The organism is Enterobacter sp. Taxon_2 (assembly GCF_058355295.1).
This window is the reverse complement of the sequence record NZ_CM178024.1, coordinates 282082-299125: the sequence shown is the minus strand read 5'-3', so window position 1 is coordinate 299125 and position 17044 is coordinate 282082. Positions and strand designations below refer to the sequence as shown.

The following is a 17044-nucleotide window of genomic DNA, read 5'->3' as shown; positions in this document are numbered from 1 at the left end:
ATCCATATTCCCCGCTTAAGCCTGGTTCACAACTCCTAAAAAATCATCGTCATGGTGAAATCAGGGTAAACTTAAGAGAGACCTCAAAAGGAGGAAATGACAATGAAACGCTTGATGATTCTTACGGCGCTGATCCCCTTTGCCGCGCTCGCACAGCCACTCAACACCATGAACAACCCGAACCAGCAGGGCTATGTTATCCCGAGCCAGCAGCGTATGCAGACCGAGATGATGAGCCAGCAACAGCAGCAGAAAGGGATGCTTAATCAGCAACTGAGAACGCAGACCCAGATGCAGCAGCAAAGCCTGCATAATCAGATGAACGCCAACACCCAGCGCGTGCAGCAGGGGCAGGTGCGCGAGCAGCCGCTGCCGAATAAAAACGGCGGGATGTTAGGGGGAATGACGTCGTCAGGCAGCGGACAGCAGCATATGCTGCCGCCGCAGTCGAATGGCAGTATGCTTAATCCGCAGAACTAAAGTCCGGGCCTATCAGGTCGATTGCATCGGTACAGATGCTGTCCACGCCCCAGCGCAGCAGTTCGGCTGCACGCTGGGGTTTGTTCACCGTGTAGACCAGAATATGTAGACCCGCGTCTTTCAGCATCTTCACCCGCGTCTCATCCAGCAGCCTGTGATTAAGATGGATAGAGACACACGCCAGGCGCGTCGTCAGCTCGCGCCAGTCCTCGCGCCACTCGTCCAGCAGCAGCCCGCGAGGCAGCTCCGGTACGGCCGCCTGTGCCGCTTCCAGTGCGTCAATTTCAAACGAGGAGAGCAGCGGCGCGGTCATCCCTTCCCACAGCTCGCGCGCGGCCAGAGCAATCACTTTACCCGTCAGCGGCCCGGTACCGGTGGTCGGTTTAATTTCGATATTGGCCATCATGCCGTGCAGGCGACAGCGATCCGCCACTTCCGCCAGCAGCGGCAGCGGTTCGCCTTTGAATTCACCGCTGTACCAGCTTCCGGCGTCTACCTTCAGCAGGTCGCGCCACGGCAGTTCGCCCGCGACGCCCCAGCCGTTGCTGGTGCGCTCGAGGTTATCGTCATGCAGCAGGAAAATTTCGCCGTCTTTCGACAGCTTGGCGTCGAACTCGATCATCGTGTGACCGTAGCGCGCGCCAACGTCAATCGCCGCCAGCGTGTTTTCCGGCGCCAGCTTACCGCCGCCCCGGTGGGCGACGACGTGGGGATAAGGCCAGTTGCTCATACTCGTTGTCCTGTTTCACCGTCAAACAGGTGCAGATGATTTTCCGGCAGGTGGAGCCACAGCGTGCTGCCGGCTTTAGGGCGCTCCTGATGCGCCAGACGCACCACCATTTTTTGCTCGCCCCAGCGCCCGTGCGCCAGGTTATCTGCACCCAACATCTCCAGCGTGTCCATCACCAGCGGCACGCCGCCTTCCGCCTGAGAGGTTAAACCGATATGTTCCGGGCGGATACCGAGCGTCATCTTACGCCCGGCGTAGCCACGATAGTACCAGTTGATCGGCAATGCCATCCCGCTTTCCAGCTCAAAGTGCGAGCCCGCGCTGCTGATACGCCCTTCCAGCAGGTTCATCGCCGGGCTGCCGATAAAGCTCGCCACAAAGCGGGTGGCCGGTTTCTCGTACACCTCCACCGGGGTGCCAATCTGCTCAGCGATGCCTTTGTTCATCACCATCACGCGCTGGGCGAGCGTCATGGCTTCGACCTGATCGTGTGTCACGTACAGTGACGTGGTTTTCAGACGACGGTGCAGCTGCTGCAGCTCAAGACGCATCTGCACGCGCAGCTTGGCGTCGAGGTTAGAGAGCGGCTCGTCGAACAGGAATACCGCCGGATCGCGCACGATGGCGCGTCCCATCGCCACGCGCTGGCGCTGGCCGCCGGAGAGCTCGCGCGGGCGGCGCTTGAGCAGGCCGTCGAGTTCCAGAATGCGGGCGGCCTCTTTCACGCGCTCCTCGATATGGCCTTTGCCCATGCCGCGGATTTTCAGCCCCCAGGCCATGTTCTCCTCCACGCTCATGTGCGGATAGAGGGCGTAGTTCTGGAACACCATCGCGATGCCCCTGTCTTTTGGCTCCATCTCGGTGACGCGCTGGCGGTCAATCCAGATATCCCCGGAGGTGACGCGCTCCAGCCCCGCCACCATGCGCAGCAGCGTTGATTTGCCGCAGCCGGACGGGCCGACCATCACGATAAATTCCCCGTCCGCCACGTCAAGCGTCAGCGGCTGAATCACCTGGGTTTTGCCGTCCCAGCTTTTGGTTACTGCCTGAAGTTTTAAACCTGCCATCTTATTTCTCGCTATCGACCAGGCCGCGGACAAACGCGCGCTGCATGGCTAAAACAATGACTACGGGTGGGATAAGGGTGAGCAGCATTGCCGCCATCACCTGGTTCCAGAGGGTGGTGCCTTCGCCGGTGGCGATCATGCCTTTGATGCCCGCCACGGCGGTGCCGAGGTTGACGTCCTGAATAATCAGCAGCGGCCACAGGTACTGGTTCCAGCCGTAGATAAAGGTGATCACAAACAGCGCCGCAAGGTTAGTTTTCGACAGCGGCAGCACGATGTCGCGGAAGAAGCGCATCGGCGATGCGCCATCAATGCGCGCCGCCTCGATCAACTCGTCCGGCAGGGTCATAAAGAACTGGCGGAACAGGAAGGTGGCGGTCGCCGAGGCCATCAGCGGCAGGGTTAAGCCCGCGTAGCTGTCGAGCATCTTCAGGTTGGCGATCACTTCCACCGTCGGGAAGATACGCACCTCTACCGGCAGCATCAGGGTAATAAAAATCATCCAGAAAAACAGGTTGCGCAGCGGAAAGCGGAACCAGACGATGGCGAAGGCCGACAGCATCGACACCGTGATTTTGCCGACCGTAATGCCAAACGCCATGATGAAGCTGTTGAGCATCATCAGCCAGAACGGCGCGCTGTTGGCGCCCACGCCCTGGGTCCAGATGGTCTTCATGTTCTCGAAAAGATGCGTGCCTGGGATCAGCGTCATCGGCGTATCGAACACCGCTTTGGTGTCCAGCGTGGCGGCGACAAAGGCCACGTACAGCGGAAACAGGATGACGATAATCCCCAGAATCAGCATGGTGTGGCTGAAAATCGTCAGCCCGCGACGGTTCTCAATCATTGGTAGCGCACCTTACTTTCGACATAGCGGAACTGCACCACCGTGAGGATGATGACGAGGAACATCAGCACCACCGACTGCGCGGCAGAGGCAGAGAGATCCAGACCGGCGAAGCCTTCGCGGTAGATCTTGTAGATAAGCGTGGTGGTCGCCTGCACCGGACCGCCTGCGGTCGCCGCGTCGATCACCGGGAAGGTGTCGAAGAAGGCGTACACGAGGTTAACCACCAGCAGGAAGAAACTCACCGGGGCGATCAGCGGCAGCGACAGTCTAAAGAAGCGACGGATAGGCCCTGCGCCGTCAATTGCCGCGGCTTCCACCAGCGAGCGCGGGATGGACTGCAGCGCGGCAAAGAAGAACAGGAAGTTATAGCTGATCTGCTTCCACACCGAGGCGAACACCACCAGGAACATCGCCTGACCGCTGTTCTGAGCGTGGTTCCAGTCGTAGCCGAACTCTGCCAGGAAATGGGTAATCAACCCACGGCCGGGGTTAAACAGGAAGATCCACAGTACGGCGGCGACGGCGGGTGCCACGGCGTACGGCAGCAGCATCAGGGTCTGATAAATACGACTTCCGCGCACCACGTAGTCCACCAGCGCGGCGAAAAACAGCGAGGCAACCAGACCGCTGACGGTGACCAGCGCGCTGAACTTCATCGTCGTCCAGAAGGCGTCCAGGTAGTAGCTGTCATGGAACAGCGCGGTGAAGTTGTCCAGCCCAACAAACTGGCTGGAGAGCCCGAACGGATCGACGCTTTGTACCGAGTACCACAGCGCTTCGCCCGCAGGCCAGATAAAGAAGATAACGGTGATGACCAGCTGAGGCGCGACCAACAGGTACGGCAGCCAGCGGGAACGGAACACCGGACGGGATGATGACATGGAGATTGGGTTCCTGAACAATGCCGGGTGGCGGCTACGCCTTACCCGGCCTACATGGGGCACGTCGTAGGCCCGGTAAGCGAAGCGCCACCGGGCGAATCACAGATTACGATTTCGTCGACTGCTCAAAGCGGCGCAGCAGCTGATTCCCGCGCTCTACCGCAGAGTCCAGCGCCTGCTGTGGCGTTTTCTTCCCGGTCCACACGCTTTCCAGCTCCTCATCCACGATGGTGCGGATCTGCGGCATGTTGCCCAGACGAAGACCTTTGGTGAACGGCAACGGCGGCTTGTTCAGCATCTGGCGCGTCGCGATGTCCGCGCCTGGGTTCTTGCTGTAGAAGCCCTGCTCGCGGGTCAGGTCGTAAGCGGCTTTGGTGATCGGCAGGTAGCCGGTCTTCTGGTGCCACTCGGCGGCGTTTTCAGGCTTGGCCAGGAAGTCGAGGAACTCGGCTACGCCTTTATAGGTGCCCTTGTCTTTACCCTGCATCACCCACAGGCTCGCCCCGCCGATGATGGCGTTCTGCGGCGCGCCCTTCACGTCAGCGTCATACGGCATCATGCCCACGCCATAGTTGAATTTGGCGTAGTGACGGATATCCGCCAGCGAGCCGGACGAGGCGGTGGTAATGGCGCAGTCGCCGTTGTAGAACTTCTCGGTGGATTCGTCTTTACGCCCGAAGTAGCTGAAGTCGCCCTTCTTGTTCAGGTCGGCAAGCAGCGCGATGTGCTTCACCTGCTCCGGCTTGTTGAACTCCAGTACCGCATCGGTGCCGTCGAAGCCGTTGTTTTTGGTCGCCACCGGCAGGCCGTGCCAGGCGCTGAAGTTTTCAATCTGGATCCAGCCCTGCCAGCCGCTGGCGTAGCCGCACTTCATCCCCGCCGCTTTCAGCTTCGTGGTGTACTCCGCCAGGTCCTGCCAGGTTTTTGGCGGCTGCTCCGGGTCTAAACCGGCTTTTTTGAAGGCGTCTTTGTTGTAGTAGAGCACCGGCGTAGAGCTGTTAAACGGCTGGGACAGCAGATGGCCGGTTTTGGAATCGGTGTAGTAACCCGCTACGGTCGGCACAAACTGGGATTCATCGAAGTTGATACCCGCCTCTTTGAACACTTCATACACCGGCTTGATGGCTTTGGAGGCCATCATAGTGGCGGTACCCACTTCATAAACCTGTAACAGGGCCGGCGCGTTGCCGGTACGGAAGGCGGCGATGCCCGCGCTCAGGCTCTGCTCATAGTTGCCTTTGTACACCGGCACAATTTTGTAATCCGGGTGGGTGTCGTTGAAACGTTGCGCCAGGGAGTCAACTTCTTTACCCAACTCCCCTTCCATTGAATGCCAGAACGGAATGGTGGTGACAGCCATTGCGTTCGCCGCAAAAGCCAGACCCAGTGCCAGACCCAAAGCTGTGTGTCGTAACGATGTCATTGTCATCTCTCTTATTGTGCCGGATGCGCGATATCACGCGTTTTATGCTCGCGAGGTAACATGACATGCTCGAATTACAGAAAAATAACTGTTTGTTTACAGATAAGTGACAGCCAGGCGTCAGGGGGATGATGGTTGTGTGAAGGGGGTTGGATGGTTGGGTGCGGTCTGGTGCCCTCACCCCGGCCCTCTCCCACAGGGAGAGGGAGAAAACACTAAAAAAGGCAACTTACGTTGCCTTTTTGCTTTTACCTATCCGCCCAGATACGCGCTCCGCACCGCTTCGTTCGCCAGCAGCGCGTCGCCGGTGTCTTCCAGCACTACGCGGCCGTTCTCCAGCACGTAGCCACGGTCAGCCAGCTTCAGCGCCTGGTTGGCGTTCTGCTCGACGAGGAAGATGGTCATCCCCTCTTTGCGCAGCTGCTCAATGGTGTCGAAAATCTGCTGGATGATGATCGGCGCAAGACCGAGCGACGGCTCGTCCAGCAGCAGCAGACGCGGCTGGCTCATCAGCGCGCGGCCTATCGCCAGCATCTGCTGCTCGCCGCCGGACATGGTGCCCGCACGCTGAATGCGGCGCTCCCACAGGCGCGGGAAGAGCTCATAGACCCACTTGATGCGGGTCTGGTATTCATCGCGGTGGGCGAAGAACCCGCCCATTGCCAGGTTCTCTTCCACCGTCATGCGGGAGAAGACCCGGCGCCCTTCCGGAACAATCGCCACCGCTTCACGCATGATTCTGGCGGTCTGCCAGTCGGTAATGTCTTTACCATCAAACACGATCCGCCCGCTGGTGGCGCGCGGGTCGCCGCACAGGGTGCCGAGCAGCGTAGTTTTACCCGCGCCGTTGGCGCCAATCAAGGTCACGATTTCACCCTGATTGATGTGCAGGCTGACGTCGTGCAGCGCCTGGATCTTGCCGTAGTGCGCGTTGACCTTGTCGAACGTTAACATCGCTTTTTCCATCTTATGCCTCACCCAGGTATGCGCGGATCACGTCCGGGTTGTTGCGGATCTCTTCCGGCGTGCCGTTTGCCAGCGGCGTACCCTGGTTAACCACGTAGATACGGTCGGAAATGCCCATTACCAGCTTCATGTCGTGCTCAATCAGCAGAATGGTGGTGTCGTGGTGATCGCGCAGTTCGGCAATCAGCTCGTCCAGCTCTTTGGTCTCTTTCGGGTTGAGCCCTGCCGCCGGTTCGTCGAGCATCAGGATCTCCGGCTGGGTCACCATGCAGCGCACAATCTCCAGACGACGCTGGTCGCCGTAGGCCAGGTTGCTCGCCTGACGGTTGGCGTGCTGCAGCAGGCCAATTCGGTCGAGCCAGGTCGCCGCGCGGTCAAGCGCTTCATCCTGCGCGCGGCGGAAGGCCGGGGTTTTCAGCAGGCCGGAGAACAGCCCGGTTTTCAGCTGCTGATGCTGCGCGACCAGCAGGTTCTCAATCACCGTCATCTCGCGGAACAGACGCACGTGCTGGAAGGTACGCACCACGCCCATGCGGGCAATCTGCTGGCCTGGCAGCCCTTCAAGATGCTTGTCGCGCAGCATGATGGTGCCGCCCGTCGGCTTGTAGAAGCCGGTCAGGCAGTTAAAGACCGTGGTTTTCCCCGCGCCGTTCGGGCCAATCAGGGAGACAATCTCTTTCTTGTGCAGATCCAGTGACACATTGTTGACCGCCAGCAGGCCGCCAAAACGCATCATCAGACCGCTAACGGATAATAATGGCTGACTCATGCCTGCTCTCCTTTCGCCTGAGTGCGTTTCAGCTTCAGCTGTGGACGAGTCATCGGCAGCAAGCCCTGTGGACGCCAGATCATCATCAGCACCATCAAACCACCCAGCATCAGCATGCTGTATTCGTTAAAGTCGCGCATCAGCTCGCGCGAAACCACCAGCAGGATGGCCGCGAGGATCACGGCGAACTGCGAGCCCATACCGCCCAGCACCACAATCGCCAGCACAAAGGCGGATTCGGCAAAGGTGAACGATTCCGGGCTCACAAAGCCCTGACGGGCGGCAAACAGCGTTCCGGCGAAACCGGCAAACGCGGCGCTGATGGTGAACGCGGTCAGCTTGATGCGGGTCGGGTTCAGGCCCAGGGAGCGGCAGGCGATCTCATCTTCACGCAGCGCTTCCCACGCGCGGCCCAGCGGCATGCGCAGCAGACGGTTAATCACGAACAGGGTAATCACCACCAGCAGCAGCGCCACCAGATAGAGCCAGATTACGCGGTCGGACGGGTCATACTTCACGCCGAAGAAGTTACTGAAGGTGTCCCAGCCGCCTTCGCGGGCGGTACGGCTGAACTCCAGGCCAAAGAAGGTCGGTTTCGGGATCTGGCTGATACCGTTCGGGCCGCCGGTCACTTCGGTGTTGTTAAGCAGCAGGATACGGACGATTTCGCCAAAGCCTAAGGTCACAATCGCCAGGTAGTCACCGCGCAGGCGCAATACCGGGAAGCCAAGCAGAAAGCCCGCAGCGGCAGAGACCAGCCCCGCCAGCGGCAGGCAGGTCCAGAAGCCGAGGCCGTAATAGTGGTTCAGCAGCGCGAAGGTGTAGGCGCCGATGGCGTAGAAGCCGCCGTAGCCCAGTACCAGCAGGCCAGAGAGCCCCACCACCACGTTCAGACCGAGACCGAGAATCACATAGATCATGGTCAGAGTGGCGATATCCACGGTGCCGCGAGACACCACAAACGGCCACGCCACGGCGGCCACCAGCAGCGCTACGAGGAACAGCTTCTGCTTAACGGTAGACCCGTCGATGGCCGGCAGAACGAATTTCGGCCCGGAGACGTTTTTCAGCGACTTCTGGAACAGCGGACGCAGCAGCTGGAACAGGAACACCACGGCGGTGCCGATAAACACCCACTGCCAGCGGATGTCGGGGGCGGCATCCACCACCAGCTTCGTCCCGTCCAGACCTAACTGGACGCCCATAAAGACGCCCGCCAGCACGAAGAACATGGCGGCAGAGAGCAGCGCCATTGCAAAATGCATCGGTTTCATACTTTCTCTACCTCCGGACGGCCCAGAATACCGGTAGGCATCACCAGCAGAACCAGAATCAGCAGGGCAAACGACACCACGTCTTTATATTCCGTGCTCAGATACGCCGAGGAGAGCGCTTCCGCCACGCCCAGGATCAGGCCGCCAATCATGGCACCCGGAATACTGCCGATACCGCCCAGTACCGCCGCGGTGAAGGCTTTCATCCCGGCCATAAAGCCGATGTACGGGTTGATCACGCCGTAGAACTGGCCGAGCAGGACACCCGCCACCGCCGCCATCGCGGCGCCAATCACGAAGGTCAGGGCAATCACGCGGTCGGTGTTGATGCCGAGCAGGCTCGCCATCTTCAGATCTTCTGCGCAGGCGCGGCAGGCGCGTCCCATCCGCGAGTAGCGGATGAACAGCGTCAGGGCGAGCATCGCAATAAAGGTCACGACCCAGATAACCAGCTGCATGGTGGTGATAGACGCCGCGAAGTTTTCGCTGGCCCCCACAATCCACTGGCCGTTAAACAGGCTTGGCAGCGCCACGTCGCGTGAGCCTTCGGTCAGACTGACGTAGTTTTGCAGGAAGATCGACATCCCGATGGCGGAAATCAGCGCAATCAGACGCTTGGAGCTGCGCACCGGCCGATAGGCCACGCGCTCAATGCTCCAGCCGTAGGCGCTGGCTATCACAATCGCGCCGACAAACCCGGCGGCGACCAGCAGCCAGCTGCTGTCGATGCCCATCATCATCAGGGCGGCAATAATCATAAAGGAGACGTAGCTACCGATCATGTAGACCTCGCCGTGGGCGAAGTTGATCATGCCGATAATGCCGTAAACCATCGTATAGCCGATGGCGATCAGCGCGTAGGTGCTTCCCAGCGTAACGCCGTTAAACATCTGCTGCAGGAAATAGAGAAACTGCTCGGACATATGCAAACCTTTTTATACCCGCCCGGCGGTCCGGGCGGTGGGATAATTATTTGGCGGCCGAGGACGAACCGTCGGCGTGCCACTTAAAGACACCAAACTCAAATCCCTTCAGATCGCCTTTCTCATCCCAGTTCAGCGGCCCAATCACGGTGTTCGCCCCGTGTGCTTTTAAATCTTTCACCAGATCCAGCGGTTCTTTGCTGCCGGAGCGATCCAGCGCGGTGGCCAGAGACTGTACGGCCGCATAGGTGATCCAGACGTACGGACCACTCGGATCTTTCTTCTGCGCCTTGAGCGCATCCACGATAGCCTTGTTGGCCGGATCCTGGTCATAGCGTTTTGGCATCGTCACCAGCATGCCTTCGGCAGAATCCCCGGCGATGTTTGACAGAGAGGCATTGCCCACGCCCTCTGGCCCCATAAACTGGGTTTTCAGGCCGGTGGCGCGCGCCTGACGCAGCATCTGTCCCATCTCCGGGTAGTAGCCGCCGTAGTAAACGAAGTCGATATTCTCTTTTTGCAGACGGGCGATCAGCGCGGAGAAGTCTTTCTCACCGGCGGTAATGCCGTCGAAGAAGACGATGTTCGCGCCGCCTTTTTTCAGGCCGTCCTGAACGGAGCGCGCCAGACCTTCGCCGTACTGCTGCTTGTCATGAATAATGGCGATACGCTGCGGCTTAACGGTTTCAAGGATGTATTTGGCGGCGGTGGGCCCCTGAGAGGAGTCCAGACCGGCGGTACGCATAATGTGCTGATAACCGCGCTGGGTCAGCTCAGGGTTAGTTGCGCCAGGGGTGATCATCAGGATGCCTTCGTCTTCGTAGATATCAGACGCAGGCTGGGTGGAGGATGAACACAGGTGGCCGATCACATACTGGATGCCATCGTTGACGATTTTGTTGGCGACCGCGACGGCCTGTTTCGGATCGCAGGCGTCGTCATATTCCACGCCCACCAGCTTGTCGCCTTTGATGCCGCCCTTAGCGTTGATGTCTTTGATGGCCTGGCGCGCACCGTTGAACTCCATGTCACCCCATTGGGCAACAGGGCCGGACATCGCACCCACTACCGCAACTTTAATGTCCTCCGCCATAGCGGCATGCGAGATCGACAGTGCGACCATCCCCGCGATTAACGTCTTCGCGTTCCTTTTCATCTCTGAATCCCCATTCGTGATGTCGTGTTTATATTTTGTTTTATTATGGTTAAAAAGCATTCTGTACTTTTAATGAACAACGCTATTTTTACCAGTGCCTTTAATGGTTTAGCGCAGGTTTTTGTCAAAAACCAGACTAAAATCTCTATTTTTCAGGCGATTAAGCAAAGATAATATTCTGAAATCAGGCAGAGATAAACAAATAAAAGTGCAGTTTGTAGCATAAAATAACGGTACAAAGCGCCGAATAAATCACTACCCTTCAGGTTAAAATTCTGCTTATTTTTCGATCCATGTGTTTTCAAACTGCCCATCGCGTTGCCAAAAAACTAATCACCTGGTTAATGAGAATAAAAAGAGGAAGCCGCTGAGTGAATAAATTGAGTACACTGCCCCTACTCAATCTGATTTGGACAAGTAGCTAATGAAACTGACTATCGTGCGTCTGGTGACCTTTAGCGACCAGGATCATATCGACCTGGGCAAGATCTGGCCGGAATATTCCCCTTCGTCGCTACGCGTGGATGAGACCCACCGCATTTATGCCGCGCGTTTTAACGAGCGCCTGCTGGCTGCGGTTCGCGTCACCCTGAGCGGTACAGAAGGGGCGCTGGACTCGCTGCGCGTACGTGACGTCACCCGTCGTCGCGGTGTGGGACAGTATTTAATTGAAGAAGTGATTCGCGAAAACCCGAGCGTGACCTCATGGTGGATGGCTGACGTCGGCGTGGAAGACCGCGGCGTGATGGCGGCGTTTATGCAGGCGTTAGGGTTTACGGCGCAGGAGAGCGGGTGGGAGAAGCGCTAAAAGAAAGCCGGGTGGCGGCTGCGCCTTACCCGGCCTACGAGGCGCTCATTGTAGGCCCGGTAAGCGAAGCGCCACCGGGCAAAAGAGGGGGCAGTGCGGCCTGATTTGTGCGGTCTGATGTCCTCACCCCAGCCCTCTCCCACGGGGAGAGGGAGAAAACATTAAAAAAGGCAACTTACGTTGCCTTTTTGCTTTTATTTAGCGTCGGTCGCCGTGCCGTTAGCATGCCAGTCAAACACGCCGAACTCGAAGCCCTTCAGGTCGCCCTTCGCGTCCCAGGAGAGTGGCCCCATGACGGTCTGGACCGTGTTCGCTTTCAGCCAGGTGGCAATCTCAGCCGGTTCGGCTGACTGGTTCAGGCCCGCCTGCAGAGACTGCAGCGCCGCATAGGTGGTCCAGACGAACGCGCCGCTTGGATCCTGTTTCTTCGCCTTGATGGCATCTACGATAGGTTTGTTCGCTGGCACCTGGTCGTAGTTCTTCGGTTTGGTCACCAGCAGACCTTCGGCTGATTCACCTGCAATGTTAGACAGGGAAACGTTCGCCACGCCTTCCGGACCCATAAACTGGGTTTTCAGGCCCGCAGCGCGCGCCTGGCGCAGGATCTGGCCCATTTCCGGGTGGTAGCCACCGTAGTAAACGAAATCAATATTCTCTTTCTTCAGACGCGCCACCAGGGTGGAGAAGTCTTTCTCACCGGCGGTGATCCCGTCGAAGAACACCACGTCGGCATTGGCTTTCTTCAGGTTGTCCTGCACTGAACGCGCCAGACCTTCACCGTACTGCTGCTTGTCATGAACGATGGCAATGCGCTTCGGCTTCACTTTTTCAACGATGTATTTCGCCGCGGTTGGGCCCTGGTCAGAGTCCAGACCGGTGGTGCGCAGGGTCAGCTTATAGCCGCGCGCGGTCAGCTCCGGTGCGGTCGCCGCCGGGGTGATCATCAGAATACCTTCGTCTTCGTAGATGTCAGACGCGGGCTGAGTAGAGGAAGAGCACAGGTGACCGATAACGTATTTGATCCCGTCGTTCACCACTTTGTTCGCGACCGCGACCGCTTGTTTCGGGTCACAGGCATCATCATATTTTACGATCTGCAGTTTTTCGCCCTTAATACCGCCCTTAGCATTAATGTCTGCAACCGCCTGCTCAGCGCCGGTAAATTCCTGGTCGCCGTACTGTGCTACCGGACCGGACATCGCGCCAACCACAGCCACTTTGATGTCTGCCTGTGCCATGGTGCTGAATGCCAACGCGATACATCCTGCCAGTAACGCTTTACCCTTCATGTTCATCCTGAGATTCCCCATTATTATGGTTATTACGATTGTTGTGATGTTGTTGTGCAGCGCTTTATGTCAGTTATAGGTGTGCTGTTCGCGCTTTTTCAGCATACTCTGCTAAAACATACCCGATTTTTATGATTTTGGAATAGCTAATTTGAAATGAATATATGATAGGCCCGGCAGGGATTTTCGCCGGGCATATGGCTTTAACGTGTCAGCGAGGCGGATATGATGTCCAGCGCTTTACGGAACTGCACTTCAGGGATCGTCAGCGGATAGAGGAAACGAATGACGTTGCCGTAGACGCCGCAGCTCAGAAGAAGCAGCCCTTCCTGCAACGCGCGCTCCTGCACCTGGCGGGTAAATTCCGGCGAAGGCTGGCCCGTTTGCGGGTCGTTAAACTCCACCGCCACCATTGAACCCTGCGCGCGAATGTCCGCGATATACGGGCAGTGTTCCTTCGCTTTGTTCAGCACTTCCACCAGGTGATGGCCAAGATGCGCCGAGCGCGTGCAGAGATCTTCCTCATCAATCACGTCGAGCACGGCATGCGCCGCGGCAATCGCCAGCGGGTTTCCGGCGTAGGTACCGCCCAGCCCGCCCGGCGCGGGGGCATCCATCACCTCAGCCCGGCCCGACACCGCTGAGAGCGGCATCCCACCCGCCAGGCTTTTCGCCATGGTGATCAGATCCGGCTTCACGCAGTGATGTTCCATCGAGAACAGCTTGCCGGTACGGGCGAAGCCGCTTTGCACCTCGTCGGCAATCAGCAAAATGCCGTGGGTATCGCACAGGGCACGCAGCGCTTGCATAAAATCGGCTGGCGCGATGTTGAAACCGCCCTCTCCCTGAACCGGTTCGAGAATAATGGCCGCGACCTGGTCAGGTGCGATATCCGCTTTAAAGATGCGTTCCAGGCTTTTCAACGCCTCAGCGGTGCTGACGCCGTGCAGTTCATTCGGATACTGCGCGTGATAAACCGAACCGGGGAACGGGCCAAAGCCGAGCTTGTACGGCGCAACTTTGCCGGTCAGCGCCATGGTCATAAAGGTGCGGCCGTGGAACGCGCCGCCGAAGGTGATAAGGCCGGGACGTTTGGTGTACGCCCGGGCAATTTTTACCGCGTTTTCGACCGCCTCTGCTCCCGTTGAAAAGAACGCCGTTTTGGCAGGGCCTTCAACGGGCACGCGTTCGTTGATACGTTCGGCAAGCACCACATAGCCTTCATACGGCACGATCTGGTACGCCGTATGGGTAAAGGCGTGGAGTTGTTTTTCGATGGCGGAAATGACTTTGGGATGGCGATGGCCGGTGTTCAGCACCGCGATCCCGGCGGCGAAGTCGATGTACTCGTTGCCTTCCACGTCCCACACCGTGGCGTTTTCAGCTTTATCGGCATAGAAGTTACACATCACGCCGATGCCGCGCGGCGTCGCCTGTAAACGCCGGTCGTTCAGTTCGTTGTTTTTCACCCTGTCCCCCTGAGAAAGTCGCCTGCTTAGCGCATCAGTAAGTGTTTGCCAGGGGGAGGGAATTCGCCAGAGCGGGCGCTAAAAAAACAAAACCCCCGGATTCTCATCCAGGGGTTCTCGGTGTACTTCGCAGAAATTACGCTTCGATAGCGGCGCGAAGTTTTTTCATGGCGTTCTTTTCAAGCTGACGGACACGTTCCGCAGAAACGCCATAGCGGTCGGCCAGCTCCTGCAGCGTGGACTTGTTGTCTTCGTCCAGCCAGCGGGCGCGGATAATATCCTGACTACGTTCGTCGAGGCCTTCCATCGCATGAGTCAGCTTGTTCGCGGCCTGATCTTCCCAGTTATCCTCTTCGATGCCATCAGCAAAGTTAGAGGTTTTATCCTGCAGATACAGAACCGGTGCCATCGGCTGGCTGTCAGATGCGTCGTCGTCGGAGGACATATCAAAGGTCATGTCCTGCGCGGCCATACGGGATTCCATCTCACGCACGTCTTTGCTGGTTACGCCCAGCTCGCGCGCCACCATTTCCACTTCATCCTGATTGAACCAGCCCAGACGCTGCTTGGTTTTACGCAGGTTAAAGAACAGTTTGCGCTGCGCTTTTGTCGTGGCGACTTTCACGATACGCCAGTTGCGCAGCACGTATTCGTGAATTTCTGCTTTGATCCAGTGCACGGCGAAGGAGACCAGTCGCACACCCACTTCCGGGTTAAAGCGACGTACAGCCTTCATCAGACCGATGTTACCTTCCTGAATCAAGTCCGCCTGCGGCAGGCCGTAGCCCGCATAATTACGAGCAACGTGAACAACAAAGCGCAGGTGAGACAGGATCAGCGTCTTAGCTGCTTCCAGATCGCCCTGGTAATGCAGCTTTTCAGCAAGCTCCTTTTCTTCCTCGGCCGTTAACATCGGCCAGGTGTTCGCAGCCCGGATATAAGATTCCAGGTTACCAACAGGGGCTAAAGCTAAAGTTTGCATTTCTTTGGTCATTCATTCCTCTCAATGTTTCTTCTGGTCCAGGTCGTCCCCGTCAGGCAACAACCATGCCAAAGCGTTTGAGCAACGAGATTAGCATTCACTCTTTTATCAGACAGTGATTTTATCCACAAGTTCCAGGTGCAACGGTGAATAAATTACGCACAAAATGTGACATGGAGATGATAACAGGGGAAGAGACAACAGGGACGCTTTCCCTGCAGAGCGAACATCTCGGTGCAGGGAAAGATTATATCACGCTTTTATTAGTCGGGAGTAAAGTGACGTAAATGTTGAACGGTTGCCAGCCAGGCTGCCACCCACCCAATCATCGAGCACACCAGCAGCAGTAACAGGCACTCATCGAAACCTAAGCCGCTGATATTAAACTTCGTTCCGAAAACCTGCGCCACTTCAGTCACGGCAGACGAAAGCCGCATCACCAAAATTTCTGACAATATCAGTGAAAGAAATGCGCCGGAAAAACCGAGCAGTGCGCCACCGTAAAGGAACGGTCGGAGGATGAAGCCATCCGTCGCACCAATCAGTTTCTGCACGTTGATGGTATCGCGACGGGCAAAGATGCTCAGGCGAACGCTGTTACCAATGACGAGGAAGACCGCCGCCACCATCAGCACGCCAATCATCGCCGCGACGCGTCCTACCAGCCCGGTCAGGGCTGAGAGACGCGCAAACCAGCTGTCATCCATGCGCACTTCATCAATGCCCTTAATGCGCGTGATGCGATCGCGCAGGGTGTTAAGCGAATCGGTCCCCTGGAAATCCAGCTTCGGGATCACCACCGCCACGGCGGGCAGCGGGTTCTCTTCGAGCATATCCAGCGCGCCGCCAAAGCCAGACCAGTTACGGAACTCGCCCAGCGCGTCTTCACGTGAGAGATAGTTGACCTTCTCCACGCCCTGCTCGGCCTGGATTTGCCCAACCACCTGCGCCGCGGCGTTATCGTCGAGCGCTTTATCCAGATAGACCGTGATCTGCGGGGACGGATAATACTGTGAAGCCGCCTGGTTGACGTTTTTATAGACCATATAGCAGACGCTTGGCAGCGTCAGGGAGATGGCAATCACCATCACCGTCAGGAACGTCGCCAGCGGTTTGCTTTTCAGGTCCTGCAGCGCGCCGTGGAAAGCGTAGCGTACCTGTTCGTTAAACACGTTGGTTTTACGGGAGGCCGGTTTTGTCGCGGCCTTCTGGCGCTTCGGCGCATTACGATTGCCGTCACCACCGCCCTGCGGCTTACGGAAACGGTCAAACCGGTTCCCGAACTGCCGAATCTGGTTTATTGCATCACGCTTGTTCACCGTGGCCTCCGTGCAAATGCCCGTCGCTCAGGGTCAGCATGCGGTACGAACGACGGGAAATGAGCCCGATATCGTGCGTCGCCATCAATACGGTGACCCCTACGCGGTTGAATTCCTCAAAAAGACGCAAAATCCCTTCTGACAGGGCATCGTCCAGGTTACCGGTCGGTTCATCCGCCAGCAGCACGGCAGGCTTGTTCACCACCGCGCGGGCGATGCCCACGCGCTGCTGTTCACCGCCGGAGAGCTGGATCGGAAAGTTCTTCGCTTTGTCCAGCAGCCCGACCTTATCCAGCGCCGCAGAGACGCGACGGCGGATATCGTCATAGCTGGCGCCGGCAATAATCAGCGGAATGGCCACGTTATCGAAAACGGTGCGATCCATCAGCAGGTGGTGATCCTGGAAAATCATGCCGATCTGACGACGCAGGAAAGGCACTTCGCGGTTTTTCAGGCGGCTGATCTCATGCCCGCCGAAAAAGATTTTCCCGGCGCTTGGCCGCTCGATCCCACAGATAAGCTTGAGCAGGGTACTTTTCCCCGCGCCGGAATGGCCGGTCAGGAATGCCATCTCGCCCGGCTGCAGGTGGAATGTCACCCCCTGCAGCGCTTGTCTCCCACCGAGATAGGCCTTGCTGACGTGTTCAAAGCGAATCAT

At 57.8% G+C, this 17044-nt stretch carries 17 protein-coding genes; 2 read left to right on the top strand and 15 right to left on the bottom strand.

Going from position 1 to position 17044, the window contains the following annotated elements:
- Positions 1 to 102: 102 nt before the first annotated feature.
- Positions 103 to 480, top strand: coding sequence for a DUF2756 family protein (locus tag AC4IC4_RS01345; protein ID WP_491472024.1), 378 nt, complete (start codon positions 103 to 105; stop codon positions 478 to 480).
- Here the strand turns inward: AC4IC4_RS01345 and ugpQ are convergent.
- The 10 genes from ugpQ to livK form a co-directional block, all read right to left on the bottom strand.
- Positions 464 to 1210 (bottom strand): glycerophosphodiester phosphodiesterase, encoded by a 747-nt coding sequence (gene ugpQ / locus AC4IC4_RS01340; RefSeq protein ID WP_024906702.1) that lies wholly within the window; start codon positions 1208 to 1210, stop codon positions 464 to 466. The genes AC4IC4_RS01345 and ugpQ overlap by 17 nt on opposite strands.
- Positions 1207 to 2277 carry a sn-glycerol-3-phosphate import ATP-binding protein UgpC gene (locus AC4IC4_RS01335; protein WP_024906701.1) on the bottom strand — a complete coding sequence of 357 codons (1071 nt, stop codon included), beginning with the start codon at positions 2275 to 2277 and terminating at the stop codon, positions 1207 to 1209. The genes ugpQ and AC4IC4_RS01335 overlap by 4 nt, the downstream gene beginning before the upstream one ends.
- Position 2278: 1 nt before the next feature.
- Complete coding sequence (ugpE, locus tag AC4IC4_RS01330; protein ID WP_013099125.1) at positions 2279 to 3124, bottom strand: sn-glycerol-3-phosphate ABC transporter permease UgpE; 846 nt, start codon at positions 3122 to 3124, stop codon at positions 2279 to 2281.
- Positions 3121 to 4008 carry a sn-glycerol-3-phosphate ABC transporter permease UgpA gene (ugpA, locus tag AC4IC4_RS01325; RefSeq protein WP_032650577.1) on the bottom strand — a complete coding sequence of 296 codons (888 nt, stop codon included), beginning with the start codon at positions 4006 to 4008 and terminating at the stop codon, positions 3121 to 3123. Before ugpA ends, ugpE begins: the two co-directional genes overlap by 4 nt.
- 106 nt (positions 4009 to 4114) lie before the next feature.
- Positions 4115 to 5431, bottom strand: a complete 1317-nt coding sequence (ugpB, locus tag AC4IC4_RS01320) for a sn-glycerol-3-phosphate ABC transporter substrate-binding protein UgpB (protein WP_491472023.1) — start codon at positions 5429 to 5431, stop codon at positions 4115 to 4117.
- Positions 5432 to 5683: 252 nt separating this feature from the next.
- A complete protein-coding gene (gene livF / locus AC4IC4_RS01315; protein WP_008500102.1) occupies positions 5684 to 6397 on the bottom strand; it encodes a high-affinity branched-chain amino acid ABC transporter ATP-binding protein LivF in 714 nt (237 codons plus the stop codon).
- A 1-nt stretch (position 6398) separates the two neighbouring features.
- Positions 6399 to 7166: a high-affinity branched-chain amino acid ABC transporter ATP-binding protein LivG gene (livG, locus tag AC4IC4_RS01310; RefSeq protein WP_491472022.1), complete on the bottom strand. Its 768-nt coding sequence runs from the start codon at positions 7164 to 7166 to the stop codon at positions 6399 to 6401.
- Positions 7163 to 8440, bottom strand: coding sequence for a high-affinity branched-chain amino acid ABC transporter permease LivM (locus AC4IC4_RS01305; RefSeq protein ID WP_491472021.1), 1278 nt, complete (start codon positions 8438 to 8440; stop codon positions 7163 to 7165). Before AC4IC4_RS01305 ends, livG begins: the two co-directional genes overlap by 4 nt.
- Positions 8437 to 9363 carry a high-affinity branched-chain amino acid ABC transporter permease LivH gene (gene livH / locus AC4IC4_RS01300; protein WP_008500099.1) on the bottom strand — a complete coding sequence of 309 codons (927 nt, stop codon included), beginning with the start codon at positions 9361 to 9363 and terminating at the stop codon, positions 8437 to 8439. Before livH ends, AC4IC4_RS01305 begins: the two co-directional genes overlap by 4 nt.
- Before the next feature lie 46 nt (positions 9364 to 9409).
- Positions 9410 to 10519, bottom strand: a complete 1110-nt coding sequence (livK, locus tag AC4IC4_RS01295; RefSeq protein ID WP_024906696.1) for a high-affinity branched-chain amino acid ABC transporter substrate-binding protein LivK — start codon at positions 10517 to 10519, stop codon at positions 9410 to 9412.
- A gap of 424 nt (positions 10520 to 10943) precedes the next feature.
- Between livK and panM the strand changes: the two genes are divergently transcribed.
- Positions 10944 to 11327, top strand: coding sequence for an aspartate 1-decarboxylase autocleavage activator PanM (panM, locus tag AC4IC4_RS01290; protein WP_023334145.1), 384 nt, complete (start codon positions 10944 to 10946; stop codon positions 11325 to 11327).
- A 194-nt stretch (positions 11328 to 11521) separates the two neighbouring features.
- On the opposite strand, the gene livJ is transcribed toward panM, so the two are convergent.
- The 5 genes from livJ to ftsE form a co-directional block, all read right to left on the bottom strand.
- On the bottom strand, positions 11522 to 12622 hold the full coding sequence (gene livJ, locus AC4IC4_RS01285; RefSeq protein WP_024906694.1) for a branched chain amino acid ABC transporter substrate-binding protein LivJ: 1101 nt from the start codon (positions 12620 to 12622) through the stop codon (positions 11522 to 11524).
- Positions 12623 to 12819: 197 nt separating this feature from the next.
- Entirely contained in the window at positions 12820 to 14085 is a 1266-nt protein-coding gene (locus AC4IC4_RS01280) for a 4-aminobutyrate--2-oxoglutarate transaminase (RefSeq protein ID WP_491472020.1), read from the bottom strand.
- A gap of 136 nt (positions 14086 to 14221) precedes the next feature.
- Positions 14222 to 15079, bottom strand: coding sequence for an RNA polymerase sigma factor RpoH (gene rpoH / locus AC4IC4_RS01275; RefSeq protein WP_024906692.1), 858 nt, complete (start codon positions 15077 to 15079; stop codon positions 14222 to 14224).
- Between the two features lie 251 nt (positions 15080 to 15330).
- Positions 15331 to 16386 carry a permease-like cell division protein FtsX gene (ftsX, locus tag AC4IC4_RS01270; protein WP_024906691.1) on the bottom strand — a complete coding sequence of 352 codons (1056 nt, stop codon included), beginning with the start codon at positions 16384 to 16386 and terminating at the stop codon, positions 15331 to 15333.
- The gene (ftsE, locus tag AC4IC4_RS01265) at positions 16373 to 17044 is read right to left on the bottom strand and encodes a cell division ATP-binding protein FtsE (protein WP_023310016.1); all 672 of its coding nucleotides are present in this window, start codon (positions 17042 to 17044) and stop codon (positions 16373 to 16375) included. Before ftsE ends, ftsX begins: the two co-directional genes overlap by 14 nt.

What these genes read in the sequence shown, in the direction of transcription:
- livG (WP_491472022.1), bottom strand. Translation starts at nt 7,166, where the DNA reads ATGAGTCAGCCATTATTATCCGTTAGCGGTCTGATGATGCGTTTTGGC.
- AC4IC4_RS01335 (WP_024906701.1), bottom strand. Translation starts at nt 2,277, where the DNA reads ATGGCAGGTTTAAAACTTCAGGCAGTAACCAAAAGCTGGGACGGCAAA.
- AC4IC4_RS01305 (WP_491472021.1), bottom strand. Translation starts at nt 8,440, where the DNA reads ATGAAACCGATGCATTTTGCAATGGCGCTGCTCTCTGCCGCCATGTTC.
- livF (WP_008500102.1), bottom strand. Translation starts at nt 6,397, where the DNA reads ATGGAAAAAGCGATGTTAACGTTCGACAAGGTCAACGCGCACTACGGC.
- rpoH (WP_024906692.1), bottom strand. Translation starts at nt 15,079, where the DNA reads ATGACCAAAGAAATGCAAACTTTAGCTTTAGCCCCTGTTGGTAACCTG.
- AC4IC4_RS01345 (WP_491472024.1), top strand. Translation starts at nt 103, where the DNA reads ATGAAACGCTTGATGATTCTTACGGCGCTGATCCCCTTTGCCGCGCTC.
- ugpE (WP_013099125.1), bottom strand. Translation starts at nt 3,124, where the DNA reads ATGATTGAGAACCGTCGCGGGCTGACGATTTTCAGCCACACCATGCTG.
- ugpA (WP_032650577.1), bottom strand. Translation starts at nt 4,008, where the DNA reads ATGTCATCATCCCGTCCGGTGTTCCGTTCCCGCTGGCTGCCGTACCTG.
- livK (WP_024906696.1), bottom strand. Translation starts at nt 10,519, where the DNA reads ATGAAAAGGAACGCGAAGACGTTAATCGCGGGGATGGTCGCACTGTCG.
- ugpQ (WP_024906702.1), bottom strand. Translation starts at nt 1,210, where the DNA reads ATGAGCAACTGGCCTTATCCCCACGTCGTCGCCCACCGGGGCGGCGGT.
- panM (WP_023334145.1), top strand. Translation starts at nt 10,944, where the DNA reads ATGAAACTGACTATCGTGCGTCTGGTGACCTTTAGCGACCAGGATCAT.
- livH (WP_008500099.1), bottom strand. Translation starts at nt 9,363, where the DNA reads ATGTCCGAGCAGTTTCTCTATTTCCTGCAGCAGATGTTTAACGGCGTT.
- livJ (WP_024906694.1), bottom strand. Translation starts at nt 12,622, where the DNA reads ATGAACATGAAGGGTAAAGCGTTACTGGCAGGATGTATCGCGTTGGCA.
- ftsE (WP_023310016.1), bottom strand. Translation starts at nt 17,044, where the DNA reads ATGATTCGCTTTGAACACGTCAGCAAGGCCTATCTCGGTGGGAGACAA.
- ugpB (WP_491472023.1), bottom strand. Translation starts at nt 5,431, where the DNA reads ATGACATCGTTACGACACACAGCTTTGGGTCTGGCACTGGGTCTGGCT.